8 protein-coding genes are annotated in these 13835 nt (G+C 50.4%); 1 reads left to right on the top strand and 7 read right to left on the bottom strand.

What is annotated here, in order from left to right; all coding sequences use genetic code 11:
• Positions 1-10 precede the first annotated feature (10 nt).
• Positions 11-1516, top strand: coding sequence for a S41 family peptidase (locus tag LLH06_RS15000; protein ID WP_228170109.1), 1506 nt, complete (start codon positions 11-13; stop codon positions 1514-1516).
• Between the two features lie 56 nt (positions 1517-1572).
• Here LLH06_RS15000 and smc read toward each other — a convergent pair whose 3' ends face one another.
• The 7 genes from smc to LLH06_RS14965 all read right to left on the bottom strand — a co-directional run bounded on the left by smc (position 1573) and on the right by LLH06_RS14965 (position 13833).
• A complete protein-coding gene (smc, locus tag LLH06_RS14995; RefSeq protein ID WP_228173299.1) occupies positions 1573-5124 on the bottom strand; it encodes a chromosome segregation protein SMC in 3552 nt (1183 codons plus the stop codon).
• Between the two features lie 395 nt (positions 5125-5519).
• A complete protein-coding gene (locus tag LLH06_RS14990) occupies positions 5520-6128 on the bottom strand; it encodes a hypothetical protein (RefSeq protein WP_228170108.1) in 609 nt (202 codons plus the stop codon).
• A 165-nt stretch (positions 6129-6293) separates the two neighbouring features.
• Entirely contained in the window at positions 6294-7916 is a 1623-nt protein-coding gene (locus LLH06_RS14985; RefSeq protein ID WP_228170107.1) for a DUF6377 domain-containing protein, read from the bottom strand.
• 97 nt (positions 7917-8013) lie between these two features.
• Complete coding sequence (locus LLH06_RS14980) at positions 8014-8481, bottom strand: hypothetical protein (protein WP_228170106.1); 468 nt, start codon at positions 8479-8481, stop codon at positions 8014-8016.
• A gap of 132 nt (positions 8482-8613) precedes the next feature.
• A complete protein-coding gene (locus LLH06_RS14975; RefSeq protein WP_228170105.1) occupies positions 8614-11076 on the bottom strand; it encodes a glycoside hydrolase family 31 protein in 2463 nt (820 codons plus the stop codon).
• Between the two features lie 55 nt (positions 11077-11131).
• Positions 11132-12163 (bottom strand): SusE domain-containing protein, encoded by a 1032-nt coding sequence (locus tag LLH06_RS14970; RefSeq protein ID WP_228170104.1) that lies wholly within the window; start codon positions 12161-12163, stop codon positions 11132-11134.
• A gap of 77 nt (positions 12164-12240) precedes the next feature.
• Entirely contained in the window at positions 12241-13833 is a 1593-nt protein-coding gene (locus tag LLH06_RS14965) for a RagB/SusD family nutrient uptake outer membrane protein (protein ID WP_228170103.1), read from the bottom strand.
• Positions 13834-13835 lie beyond the last annotated feature (2 nt).

Here is a 13835-nt window from a genome sequence, read left to right as displayed (position 1 = left end):
TCTAATTTTCATGAAGAAGTTCTTACCGTTCCTGTTCCTGTTCGCGGGTGTTTTTGCGTCGTGTAAAAAAGATAAGAATAATGGTGAGGCTGATAACGGAAAGACCTTACAGTTACTGAAGGACTCCCTTTACGCCTACGCCCAGGAAGAATACTTGTGGTATGATGCATTGCCAAGCGCCAGCACTTTCAATACGGCCCGGTTCACCGGCAGCTCTGATCTTGATGCTTTGCAGAACGAGATCGATGCACTTTCGCAGATCAAGATCAACCCGACCACCAACAAGCCATACGAGTATAACGCCAGCTATCCAAATACTTCAAAGTATTCATACATCGATGGCGGCCAGGCGGCCACAGCCATTGGCGGTACCGGCGGCGACCTGGGTTTTGCTTTAAAATACGTAAGTACCGATGACCTGCGCATTCGTTATGTGTATCCTAACTCATCGGCTGCGACACAGGGTTTGGCCCGTGGCTATCGTGTAACAGCTGTTAATGATGGTTCAGTTACGCTTACCACCAACACCAGCACCGATCCGGCTATCGTACGTATTAATCAGGCGTTGAGCAGCAACTCCATCAAATTGACCCTGCAACGTCCGGATAACTCGGTATTTACGGCTACCGTGAGCAAGACCACCTACACCGTTAACCCGGTGATCAAGGCTACCACGATCACCACTGCGGGTGGTACTAAGGTCGGTTACTTTGCCTTTAGCCGTTTCACCGTTTTGGATAACGCCAGGGCGTCGATCGATGCGGCATTTAACAAATTCGCTTCGGATGGCATTACCGAATTGGTGATCGATCTGCGCTATAACGGCGGCGGCGCTATCGAGACCGCACAATACATTGACAATTATTTGGTGCCAAGCGCCAAGAACGGCTCGCTGATGTTCGTTGAGGCGTTCAATGATAGGCTACAAAAAGGCGACCACCCGCTGCTATCAAAAAAATACAAGATCAATGCAGGTGATTTCAGCATAGCCAAGAACACTTATAACTTTAGCAAGAAAGGTTCATTGAACCTCAACCGCGTGTTTTTCCTGATCACCGGCAGCACCGCCTCGGCCAGTGAGCTTACGATCAATAACATCAAACCAGCGCTTTCGGGTGGTGTGCAGATCATTGGCGCTACCAGCTACGGTAAACCGGTAGGCTTTTTCGGCATCCCGCTGGGTACTAAGTCGGAGTATGATCTTTATTTGTCTGAGATCGAGAGCCGCAACTCAGAAGGTAAGGCCGATTTTTATCAGGGCATGATCCCGGGCACTTATGCGCCGGGCACTACCGCCACCGATGACCTTACCCACGACTTTGGCGATCCGCTGGAGACCATGCTGGCCGCCGCGCTGAATTTTATAGACAAGGGCAGCTACCCGATCAAGACCTCAGCATCACTTAACAGCAATAACGATGCTGCAAGCCTGCGTAACGCTAACGAATTACTGGATACCAAGCAGCAGTTCAATGGCGCGATCCACGAACGTGATCTTAAATTATTAAGGCCATAACAAATATTTAAAGAAATAATATTGAGAGAGGCCGTCCTGATACAGGATGGCCTTTTTTATGCGGCAGGCTGATCGGCCAGTTGGCGAAGATCTACTGGTACCACGCGCGATATACCTTGCTCGACCATGGTGACTCCATAAACCACATCGGTACTGGCGATGGTGCGTTTGTTGTGCGATACGATGATGAATTGCGAGCTTGACGAGAACTTGCGAATGATATTATTGAACTTATCGATGTTGGTATCATCAAGAGGTGCGTCCACCTCATCAAATATACAGAAGGGGGCTGGTTTGAGCAGGTACAGCGAGAATAGGATCGCGGTAGCGGTCAAGGTCTTTTCGCCGCCTGATAGCTGGTTGATGGACAGTGGGCGCTTACCTTTGGGCTTAGCAATGATGTCAATGTCCGACTCCAGCGGGCTATCCGGCTCGGTCAGGATGAGGTCACACGAGTCCTCTTCGTTGAACAGCGAGCGGAACACTTTGATGAAATTTTCCCTCACCAACGTAAAGGCTCCCATGAATTTCTCCTTGGCCGTATCATCTATTTCCTGAATGGTAGATAGGAGCGAGGCCTTGGCCTCCATGAGGTCTTTCTTTTGGTTTTGGATGAACTCGTAGCGTTCGTTCATTTCCTGGAAAGCCTCGAGAGCCATTGGGTTGATGGCGCCAAAATCATCCAGTTGCTTTTTGAGTTTGTCGGTACGTTCGCGCAGGTCCTGCTCGCTTTCATCAGCCGGCACTTCGGTCTCCATTAGGTCATTGATATCAATGCTGAACTCCACGGCCAGGCGCTCTTTTAAGGCGTTCAATTCGAGTTTTAAGTTGTTGCGCTTGTCCTTCAAGTCGTTTTCGATCACATCGGCCTGGTCCTTTTGACGACGCAGCAGGGCTATATCGTTCTCGGTCTCGTTGATGGCGCCACGACCCTTGTAATATTCCTCTTCGGCGGTCTTGGTGGCCTTTTCCAAAGCCTCGCGCTGGGTGTACATGTCTAACAGTTCATCGTCTGACAGGTCGCTGTGCTGTAGGGTCTCCAGCAAGGCTGCCTGCACCTTTTCCATCTCTGCCGAATTGGTCCTGATGCGGCCTTCCAAATTATCCTGCTGGCTTTCGCGGTATTCGAGGTCTTTCACCAGGCCCGATACCTTGTTCTGCTGTTGGTGAAAGCGGATATTCTCCTGGTTGTAGGCATTGCTTTGAACGGTAGTATACTCGTTCAACTCATTAAATGCCTGCTGCTTGTCCAGCAACTGGTCCGACTGTATCTCTTTTTGCGTCCGCAGCTCTGCCAATTGAGGGATGAGTTTTTGCTCGTCCTCCTGTATGGTGGCGATCTTGCGGGCAATGTCGTCCTTACGGTTGCGGCTATTGGTAATAAAGGTTTGGTACTGCTCGCGGCGGGTGGTCACGGTTACCAGTTCGGTATGCAGGCGGTTCAGTTCCTGCTGTTTTTGTAAAATGTCGGGCGCCTTTCCTGATGCTTTCAGGGCCGCGAGTTTGCTTTGCAAGGTCTCCTGGCTGGCCTTGAGTTGTCCGATCTGCTGTTCGCTCTGGCGTATCTCCTTGGCTAAGTTCTCGAGGTTCTTGGCGCGGCCTATCCGTTTACCTTCAAATAAACCCACTGATCCGCCGGCCATGATCAGCCGTGTTTTGCTGAACTTGCCGCTTGTTCCCAACAACACCACATCATCAGGCACTGGTGACGCATTAAGTGCGGTCTCGGCCGTGTCATCGATCAGGTAAACGTTCCTTAACAAGTGGTCGCACAGGGGGCGGTAACGCGCATCTACCTCGATCACCTGCAAGGCAGGTACCCAACCTTGTTGGACATGCACTGGTCCATTGGCCAGATCTTTGAACTCATTCAAAATGAAGAACTGGGCGCGGCCGCGAGAGGCATTGCGCAACAGCCCAATGGCTTTGATGGCGCTCTCACGGTCCTCCACCACAAAGTAGTTCATCAATGGTTCGAGATAGTTCTCGATGGTGATGCGGTAATCTTCCTGGCAAAAAAGGATATCGCTGAACAGCGGTACGTTCTTAGCCCAATCGGCTTGTTTTTTTAGGAAGCGGATACTTTCGGGGAAGCCTTCCAGGTTATCCACCATGCTTTTGGTGAGGTTGTACTCGTTCTGCTTGGCATCCAGCTGGCGGCTTTGCTTGGATAGCTGGTCCTTGGTCAGGTTGATCTCGTCATCCGTATCGCGGATCTGTTGTTGCAGTTGTGCCTCGAACTCTACCGCCGCCTGCATCTCGCTTTCAGCGGTACCGGTGCGGCTTTCCAGTTCGGCCACCAGTTGATTAAAGTGCGATAGCTCCACCTCGCGGCTGGCCGTATCTTCCATATTGCGCTGGCTTTCCTGCTCCAGGGCCTGCTGTTGTATACGCAAGATGTCGAGGTCCTTCTCGGTCTGGTAGATCTGGTTCTGCAAACGGTTGTTGATGCTGGTCAGCTCGTTCAACTCGCCGCGGAGGGCGGCCTGGTCCTGGCGCAGGTCATCGACGGCCTGTTTAAGGTCGGCCACTTTGCTGGTTATGGTCTGTAGGTTCTCTTCTTCCTGCAGCTTCTCTTCGTTGAGGCGTTTAATGTTGTATAGTACGTGGTTCAGCTGGTTCTTGTCACGTTCCAATTCCTCGGTGAGGCGGCTCTCTTTATCGCGCTGGAATTTGAGCTGCTCGTTCTTGATCTTTTTCTCGCTTTCGTAAGCCCGTATCTTGGATATGAACTCGTTAGTGGTCTTTTGTTGTAACGAGAGGTTCTTTTCGCGGGTCAGGTTGTCCAGCTTTTGCTGTTGCAGGGTAGCTTCCAGCGTATCGATCCTGGTGGTAATGCCCGAGCGTTCCTCACGGTGCTTCTGTTCCTGCTCCTCTATACGTACCAGCGACTCACTGAACGATACGATACGGAATGAGGCGAGCATGATACTTAACGACTTGTACTGGTCCTTTAGCCGGTAATAACGCTCCGTCTTTTTGGCCTGGTTCTCCAGCGTCTTTAAGTTCTTCTCGATCTCAAAAAGCAGATCCTGTACGCGTTCCAGGTCGGCCTCGGTGTCCTTTAATTTGTTGAAGGTCTGCTTTTTACGAAGCTTGTATTTGGATATGCCCGATGCCTCCTCGAACAGGTTACGGCGCGAGCCTTCCTTATTGGTGATGATCTCGTCGATCATCTTCAGTTCGATAATGGAGTAGGAGTCGGAGCCTATACCGGTGTCCAGGAACAGGTCAGTGATGTCCTTCAGGCGGCATTGCACATCATTGAGGCGGTACTCGCTCTCACCGGTACGGTATAATTTGCGGGTAAGCGTCACCTGCGAAAATTCGGTCGGCAGCACGTTCTTGGTATTGTCGAACGTGAGCGAAACCTCGGCCAGGTTGGCTGGTTTGCGGCTTTTGGTACCGTTAAAAATGATATTCTCCATCTTTTCGGACCGCAGGGCCCGCGTGCTTTGCTCGCCCAGGACCCAGCGTATTGAGTCCACCACGTTAGATTTGCCGCAGCCGTTAGGGCCCACAATGGCCGTAACACCCTCATCAAAGTTGATGGTGATCTTATCGCCAAAGCTTTTAAAGCCTTTTACCTCTAACTTAGTTAACTGCATACGTTCGCGCCATGCCGCCGGCACGCCTTTTAAAAATGGTTCGATCAATAGGGGGCCGGCCTGCCACAACAGGCCAGAAATCACCATTACGAAATTAATAAAAATAGCGCAAAAAGGCACGATGACCGCCATCGGTCCATGCCTTTTAGCCTGTGGTAAGTGTTACATTTCACTCAAAAAGTGTTACATCTGGTGTTACATTTTCGAAAAATGTTGCTTTTTCTGGAAAAAGTTGGGTTTTTACGATTTTCGCAACGTCAAAAAGTGGGGAAAGTTGGGGAATTTTGTTACAGGGATGTAATACTTTTTTCGATGTGAAACAGCTTGTCATGCTACTACAGAACGATGGTTCGACCGATGTTCGGTCATGCTACCCTCATGGTCAAATCATGAAGCTATTTTACAACATAGCTGTCAAAGTCGATCTCTGGAGTTTTTGTTATTAATATCGAATAGTTGGGTGCAAATCGTAGATAACCCTCGACCTTACCTTGAACATTTGAATGATCCCGATAAATGACTTTAAAGTTCGCGATGTACCCGAGGTTATTCAAGCTGTCTTTACTGTTGGTACGAAGAGAATCTAATACAGTGGCTTTCTTGATAATGCTCAAGGTCTCATCAGCTTGGCTCCGATACTTTTCTTTCATCGCGATCGCTTCAGTTCTTTCAGTTGATGCTAAGCTGGATGAAATTTCATCATATGCGTTAGCTATTTTGAACTTTGAAATGACGAAAGTAGCGTTCAAGGAATCTAAACTTGATCTCCTGAGGGCATAGTTCAACCATGCATCAGATTCAAAGCCATAATTATTCTTAGTGTTCAAGGTGTCAACCTTGAGAAGTATGATGCTGTCTATTTTGGATGTTGTATCAAGTTCTGTTTTGAAATATTTAGATAGAGAGAGCTTCAAAGCGTCATCTCTTTCTTTGACCTTATTTTTGCATTGTGTAAAAGCAACGGCCAATAATAATAATATAAGGAGGTACGATCTTTTATTCATGTGTGACAGGTTTATTTTGAAAGACCTAATTTATATAAAATCGCAAAATTTGATCTGGTCAAAAATAAATTGTCTATCAACAAGCAAGAATGACCGCCTTAAATTGTGTTCGATCCGGAAATCTTGAACATGCAGAGATCGCTTCGTTCCTCGAATGACGGCTTTCTATTGTGGTCGCTCTTTCGCGCTATCCACTGCTTTGATGGCCATGATCTTGGCGTCAAATTCGTCACCGTGGATGAGGGCTTTAGCTTTCATGCGCATCTTGTACACGTAGATGGTCTTTTCGGAGTACTCAAGTATGTTGGCTATGGCGGTGGTATCGGTTATACCTAAACGCATCAGGGCAAATATGCGCAGGTCGGTGGTCAGTACCTCGTGCTCTTTAGGCCATATCTGGTCCTTTTCGGCAAAGAGGGCATTGAACGAGGTGATAAAGTTGGGGAATATCTTCAGGAACACATGGTCGAAGGTGTAGAACAGGTCCTCACGCTCTTTTTTAATATTGATCTTATTGATCGTGATCTGGATATCGTCGTACTTTTTGATAGATAGCTTGGTATCGATCGAGTGCTTCAGCTTTTCCAGCTTGAGAATGTAGCCCGATATGGCGTTGAAGAAGTAGCCGATGTAGTCCTCCTTAATGCGGGCATCTTCCTGCAGTTTGCCGTTAATGATCTCCAATTCCTCGTTCTTCTCCTCGATCTCCTTCTCTTTGGCCTGCACCTTTTTCAACTGCTTGTACAACAGGAACGAGAACACCACTACCAGTGCCGCGATCAGCGTGGTGGCCACGGTGTAAAGCAGGAAACGCATCCGTGCTTTTTCGGAGGCATCCAACTCCTGTGCGGCCACGATAGGCAACAGCGAACTGATCTGAAACTGGCGCTGGCGGGCACCGTAAAACTCGGCATCGGCCATGGCCTGCTGGATGAACAGGTAGGCATTGCGCGAGTCGCCGTTCTTGTACAGTTGCTGCGAGAGCCAGAACAGAGCTACGGTCTCCTTGGTGGAGGTCTGTATATCGGCAATGGCGGCCTGGATCAGCAGGTCGATGCTTTGCTGGTTGCGGTCGGTGCTGATATAAAGATCGCTCAGGGTAGAGGCCACAATGGCGTACTGGTGGCGGGTGAGCTTATTCTCCTGCAACTGGCGCTTAAATATCTCCTCGGCACGAGCGTACTGCCGGTTCTTCATCAGTTTATACCCGGTCAGGTAGGTGTTATCATACGAGCCGGGCGAGGTAAGGGCAATGGCCGAATCGATATACCGGTTGGCCAGTGCGTTGTAGCGCGGCGAGTACGTCTTATCATTATCATACTGGGCCAGGTCGTAATAAGCCCTGGTGAGGATGGAGTAGTGGTCAAAACGGGCGCTATCGTCCAGGTACCGCGGGTCTACACCCCGCAACTTGTCGAAGGTTTCGGTGAACATGCCCGACGATAGCAGGATAAAGGCCATTTGCACCTTGCTGTAATACTGCTTGGCGCGGTCGTTATAACGATCGCCCATGGCCTCCATTTTTTCAATATACACCGAGGCAGAATCATACTGGTAGGTCTTGTACTCGTTGTAGATCTGGGTGCACAGGTCAAAACGGGCATCCGTTCTGCCCACAGGGGTGGTCTTCAAACGGCGTTTTAAGCCGTCTATACGCTTCTGCTTGGCCTGGTCATACTCGTGCTTGCGGTCGATCTCGGTCTTGAGCTGGCCTATGAGCTCCGGGGTGTCGGCTAACGCACGGCCAATGCCTATCAAACAGAAAACAACACACCAAAAAATTCTCATACCAGGTTTTTAACGGAGCAAAAGTACAAGTTAAAAACTTTAATAAGAACAGAGCGCCTGCCGGGGCGAACGATATTTTAACGGTACTTTGATCTGCTTAAGGGCGGGTCAGCACAAAGCGGTGTTGGGCCGCGTCGTAAGTGGTGTTGAAGTTGGTTCGGTCGCGCTGAAAGATGCCGACGTTGTTACCTCCGGTATGCTGGTCAAGCCTGGCCCAATCTACCAGTCCGGCCGGTATGCGGGCCATTTCGGTCAGCTTGCCTTTATCGGTGAGCAGCAATACGTAAAAGCGGTCCACCTGGTCTATCCCTGTGCTGGCGATCTGCTCCTGGTAAGGCAAAAGTTGCGCGGGCAACTTACCGATAGGGGTGTAAGGCCTGATCACATACAGGGTATCCCACTTTACTTTTTTAAATGCAGATATGTTGAGCTTGCCGCCACCGGCCTTGCAGGCACTATCTACATAAAAAGCCAAATGGTCATCATGGGTGTGGTGCTTACACCCGCCCGACGAAAAGGCGATGATGAGCATGAAAAAGCAGGGGAAGTGTAAGAGGCGTCGCATCGGTAATGATGATTGAAGTTGAACTGTAACTTGGAACGATGGTGCGCAAGGTTTGTTACATGCAGGGCACAAAAAAGCCCCGCTAAATTGAGAAACGCGGGGCTTGGGGTAATTATACTTAGTTTAGTTAAGTTAGTAGTTCAGCGTGATGGCTTTGCTGCTATTATCGATCAGCAGGGTCTGTACGTTCTTTCCTTCGGCGCTGTTAGCGGTGCCTGTCGGGTCAAATTTGGAGATCGGCGTTAATACCGACGAGAACTCCTGTGCCGACCTAACCGCCTTGCCGTTCACTTTGATGCTCATGCCATCAAAACCATGTAGCATTAATTTGATATGCTTGAATTTTGAGGTCACGCTGCCATCTGCCTGGCCCAAGGTGATCTGCTTTTTGGTAGCATTGTAGGTCATGGTGCGTTTGTAATAGGCACCGTTCTCGTAGTTGTAGCTTTCGCCATCATCTTCATAATATATAAAGCTGTTATTGCGATCACCTTTGTACACGTGCAGGGTAAGGGTGTCGGTAGGCTTCTCGGCGGTAGATTGTACCAGCGATTGCATCGGGATAATGCTGCTCTCTTTCACGAATACAGGGAGTTTGCTGATGGTCAACGGGAATATCTTTTCCTGCTTGCCTGCAAAAGCCTCATCGGTGTACAGGTCATACCAGCGGCCTTCGGGCAGGTAAACGGTACCATAAGTATCGGTGCTGGCAAAAGGTGCCACCATGAACGAGTTACCGAAAAGGTACTGGTTCTGGAACTTGGCGGTATAAACCTTTTCATCGGCCGTATGGTCAATGGCCAGCGAGCGCATCACCGGCATACCGGTCTGGGTGGCTTCGTAGAAAGATGAGTACAGGTAAGGCATTAACCGGTAACGCAGGTCAATGTAGTTACGCACGATCTCTAACGCTTCTTCGCCAAATGCCCATGGCTCGGCCGATTTGGTGTTCACGCCCGTGTGGTTACGGAAGTAGGGGGTAAAGGCACCGATCTGCATCCAGCGGGTGTACAACGGCACAGTAGGGTTACCGGTAAAGCCACCGATATCCATTGCCGAAAAGGCCACACCGCTCATACCCAAACTGGTAAGCAGGCGCACCCCCATCAGCATGTGATCATCCTCGGCACGGTTGTCACCGGTCCAGATCGCGGTGTAGCGTTGCAGGCCGGCATAGCCCGAGCGGGTCAAAATGAACGGACGTTTGTTCAACGCCTTGCGGAAGCCCTCATAGCTGGCACGGGCCATATTGAGGCCGTACACGTTACGTGCCTGCAGGTGTGAAGCCATTTGACCTTCGTAATTGAAGATCACGTTGTCGGGCATCTTTTGGCCCCAGGTCGATATCTCGTTCATATCGTTCCATATACCGCTGATGCCGTCGTCGGCGTACTTCTTGATCTCGGTTTGCCACCACAGGCGGGCTTTGTTGCCGGTAAAATCAGGGAAGTAGCACCAGCCGGGCCATACTTCGCCGGTGTAGTTGGTGCTGTCGGAGTACTTGATAAAGATGTCGTTCTTCAAACCACGTTCAAAAACGCCGTAACCCTTTTCGGTCTTTACGCCAGGGTCAACGATCACGGTCAGCTTAAAGCCCATGTCCTTCAACTTGGCGTTCATTTTTACCGGGTCGGGGAAACGTTGCTTATCCCAGGTGAACACCTTGTACTTGTCCATGTAATGGATGTCGAGGGTGATACCATCGGCCGGGATCTTCTTTTCGCGCAGGGTCTGGGCGATGCGCATCACCTCGGTATCGGGGTAGTAGCTGTAACGGTTCTGCTGGTAGCCCAGGCTCCATAGCGGTGGCATTTTCATGCGCCCGGTCAGGGTGGTGTATGAGGCAATGATATCGGCCAGGCGCTTGTGGTAGATGAAATAGTAGTTCATCTCGCCCCCGCGCGCTCCAAAAGAGGAAAAACGGTTATTGCTGGCGCCAAAGTTGAAATCGCTTTGATAGGTGTTATCCATGAAGATACCGTAGTTAAGGTCGTGGTGTACGCCTATGTAGAACGGTATGTCAGAGTAAATAGGGTCCTGATCAACGCGGTATCCGTAGGTATCGGAGTTCCAGTTGGTGTAGCCATTGCCCTTTCGGTCAAGGTTGCCGGTCTTCTCGCCAAGGCCTAAAAAGTGCTCGCCTTGCTGCATGTGCTTGTAGGTGGTCACGTTCTCGTTCACCCATGAGGTGTTCAGGCCGCCCTCATCCTCACTGATCACTTTGTTATCAAGCGTGTAAAAGGTGGTGTGAAAAGGCTTTTTACCGATCACCATCCGCAATGAATCGGTGGTGATGGTGATGTCATTATCCGTTTGCGTGATGTTGGCCTTCACCTTTGCAGGCTGCGCGATCACAGCGAACGACATGTCCTTACCCAGCGGCTGCTTATCCATGCGTACACGGATCACCGATGGGCTGTATACCGATACCTGCACATGGGCCACACCGGCCATCAGGCTCAGCTGCTGGCCCTGTACCTGCACATCGGTAACGTTGCCAATGCTTTTTACCGCGTTGCTTTGCGCCATAGCACCTGCCGTTAAGGCAAGGCTCAGGCCTACAACGCTCAAAAGCTTTGTTCTGATCTTCATCATATCTCTCTTCGTTATCAATTGAATAAGCCGGCCACAAGGGCCGGCTTATCAGGTATTATTGCTTGTTGAGCTCGTAGTAGTAGTTGCCGCTCACGCTCAGGTTCAAAACGACCTGGTAAGATCCGGCGGTAGGTACGCTAATGGCAGCGCCATCAGCAGTAAGGAAGGTGGTCACCGGTGTGCGATCACCCAGTACGATGGTGTTGGCACCGTTAGCACGGAACTTGAAAGTACCTACAGCTAAGGTGAAAGTGCCTTTCCAGGTCTTGCTGGTAGCATCGTAGGTCAGGTTCTGGTCGGCGTTGCCGGTGGCGGTACCGTTCAGGCTCCAAGTGCTGGTCTTGGTGGCCGAGAAGGTCTTGGTATCCGGGTTGGCGCGCAGCATGTAATAACCATCGCTTGGTACAGTGATGTTGCCTCCATCAGTAGCTAAAGCACCACCTTTGATACCGTAGTTGGTTTGATCCCAGTTAGGGGCCACGTTAACTTTGAACTCCAGGTTGCCTGGGGTAAAGGCTATAAAGCCTTCGTAGTTGCCATCGCTTTTTACTGAAGCCAGTGTTGAAGCGGTAGCAGGGCTCCAGCCTTGGTAAGCACCCGGTACCCATAAGGTAGGGTAGCTCACAAATGCGCGGTAAGGTGTAAAGTTCAGCGTTACCACGTTAGAGTATGATGGTGCGTATGACGGGCTGATAGACGCCTTTAAACGTACCTCCAGTTGTGAGGCCTTGTCAGGCGCGAAACCGGCTTTAACGGCCATCTCGTTGATCTCGCCCTGGGTATAAGCTTTGCTTGAGCCACCTGATACCGAAACGGCAGCAGGAGCAGCAAAGTTATTGCCCTTACGGTCGAACTCCAGCGAGTAGCTGGTAGAAGCCGAATAGCCAAAGTTAGCCGTGTTCCACGATAGGGTAGTGGCCGCGTTCGACGAAGTGGCACTGCTTACCGTGAACGTTGTGTTGGTGGCCGAAAGCGCGGTGGTGCTACCGGTGGTGGCAGTAACGCGGTTCTCGTCCTTTTTGCATGATGCAAATGCCAGCATTGCCAAACCGGCCAAAGCAAGCATAAAAGTGGTATATCTTTTCATGTTTCGGTTCAAAAACTGATATTTCTGTAAAATGCAGGGATGCTGATCATTCAGGCATCCCTGCACCGATATTCAAATTAATAGCCTGGGTTCTGTTTCAGGTTGGTGTTGCTGGTCACATCGGCCACCGGCAGCGGATACAGGTTGTGGTTGGCATCAGATGCACGACCACCGATCACGCCGGCTTTGAAAGGCCACAGGTAAGCGCCGGTAACGAAACGGTCGTAACGGATCAGGTCGGTACGGCGTTGTGCTTCCCAGTACAGTTCGCGGGCACGCTCATCCAGGATGAAATCAAGGTTGATGGTGGTCACGGCACCGGTAGCATTACCGTAGGCACGGGCACGGATAAGGTTCACATAACCTAACGCAGTAACCAGGTCGCCTGCAGAAGGGTTGCGCAATACCGACTCAGCATAGATCAGGTACATCTCGCTCAAACGGAACAATGGTACGTCTATATCAGCAAAGGTCAGGTTAGATGGGGCACCGCCATTAGCCTTCAGGTTGCGGTATTTGGTTATCGCATAACCATCGGTAAAGTTGCTAACGTTGTTGATCTCGAGGCTCTGACCGTTGGTGTAGAACTGCGCGCGTTTATCGGCAGCACCAGTGTTGTCAGGGAACAGGTTAACCAGGTTCTTGGTGGTTCGCAGACCAGCCCAGCCACCATCGGCACCACGTGAAGCGGCCGACTCGCTGCCACCGATAGAGGCATGCAGCAGGAAAGTAGTGCCACCGTAACCTTGAGTACGCACACCATCATAATTGATGGTCAGGATGAACTCACTGGTATTTAGGTTGTTGTCGGCGGTCATTAGGTTGCGGTAGTTACCGATCAGTGAATAACCAGCATCGATCACGCGTTTAGCGTAAGTAGCGGCGTCATTGTAACGTGGAGTGCCAGTATATACGTTTGCGTTCAGGTAGATACGAGCTAATAGGGCATAGGCAGCGGCCTTGTCGGCACGGCCATACTCATTTTGACGAGCGGCCACCAGGTCGCCATCGATAGCTTTCAATTCGCTTTCTACATAGCTGAACAGGTCCTTGCGGGCGATCTGTTTTGGCAGGCTCGCACCCAGGTCGTCATTCTCGGTCACGAATGGTACGTTACCGAAAAGGTCCATTAAAACTGAGTACTGATAAGCTCTTAGGAAACGGGCCTCAGCACGGTAAGCGCGAATGGCAGTAGCATCGTTACCTGATATCCCTCTTGACGAGATCATGCCATCGGTCGATTGGCGAATGAAGTCGTTAGCCAGGGTGATCTGGTAGAACGAACGGTAGTAAAGACCTTTCAGGAAGCCGTTGTTAGACGACCAGCTCATGTTGTGGAAGTCAGGCAAACCGGCATCGCCCCAGCCAATAACGGCTTCGTCGGTCGGTAATTCCTGTGCTTGCCAGTATAAGCGGTAAAAGTCTGAGGTACCTTCGTCGATACCTTGTATGTCTTTAGTGCCATCATCACCAGCAGGGCCTTTGTTACCGGTAAGCGCGTAGCTACCGTAAACTTTGGCTAAAGCCTGTTTGTAACCGGCAGGGGTGCTGTATACTGTTGTTGCGGTGATATCATTGGTCGGCAGCAGGTTCAGGTCTTTTTTACAAGACACTGCGCTCATGCTCAGTAATGCTGCCAATACGTATATTTTGATCGGAGTCTTTCTCATCT

The sequence above is a fragment of the Mucilaginibacter daejeonensis genome (assembly GCF_020783335.1).
Lineage (GTDB): Bacteria > Bacteroidota > Bacteroidia > Sphingobacteriales > Sphingobacteriaceae > Mucilaginibacter > Mucilaginibacter daejeonensis.
This window is presented reverse-complemented; position numbering and strand designations above follow the sequence as displayed.

What these genes read in the sequence shown, in the direction of transcription:
- LLH06_RS14975 (WP_228170105.1), bottom strand. Translation starts at nt 11,076, where the DNA reads ATGATGAAGATCAGAACAAAGCTTTTGAGCGTTGTAGGCCTGAGCCTT.
- smc (WP_228173299.1), bottom strand. Translation starts at nt 5,124, where the DNA reads ATGCAGTTAACTAAGTTAGAGGTAAAAGGCTTTAAAAGCTTTGGCGAT.
- LLH06_RS14980 (WP_228170106.1), bottom strand. Translation starts at nt 8,481, where the DNA reads ATGCGACGCCTCTTACACTTCCCCTGCTTTTTCATGCTCATCATCGCC.
- LLH06_RS15000 (WP_228170109.1), top strand. Translation starts at nt 11, where the DNA reads ATGAAGAAGTTCTTACCGTTCCTGTTCCTGTTCGCGGGTGTTTTTGCG.
- LLH06_RS14970 (WP_228170104.1), bottom strand. Translation starts at nt 12,163, where the DNA reads ATGAAAAGATATACCACTTTTATGCTTGCTTTGGCCGGTTTGGCAATG.
- LLH06_RS14965 (WP_228170103.1), bottom strand. Translation starts at nt 13,833, where the DNA reads ATGAGAAAGACTCCGATCAAAATATACGTATTGGCAGCATTACTGAGC.
- LLH06_RS14985 (WP_228170107.1), bottom strand. Translation starts at nt 7,916, where the DNA reads ATGAGAATTTTTTGGTGTGTTGTTTTCTGTTTGATAGGCATTGGCCGT.
- LLH06_RS14990 (WP_228170108.1), bottom strand. Translation starts at nt 6,128, where the DNA reads ATGAATAAAAGATCGTACCTCCTTATATTATTATTATTGGCCGTTGCT.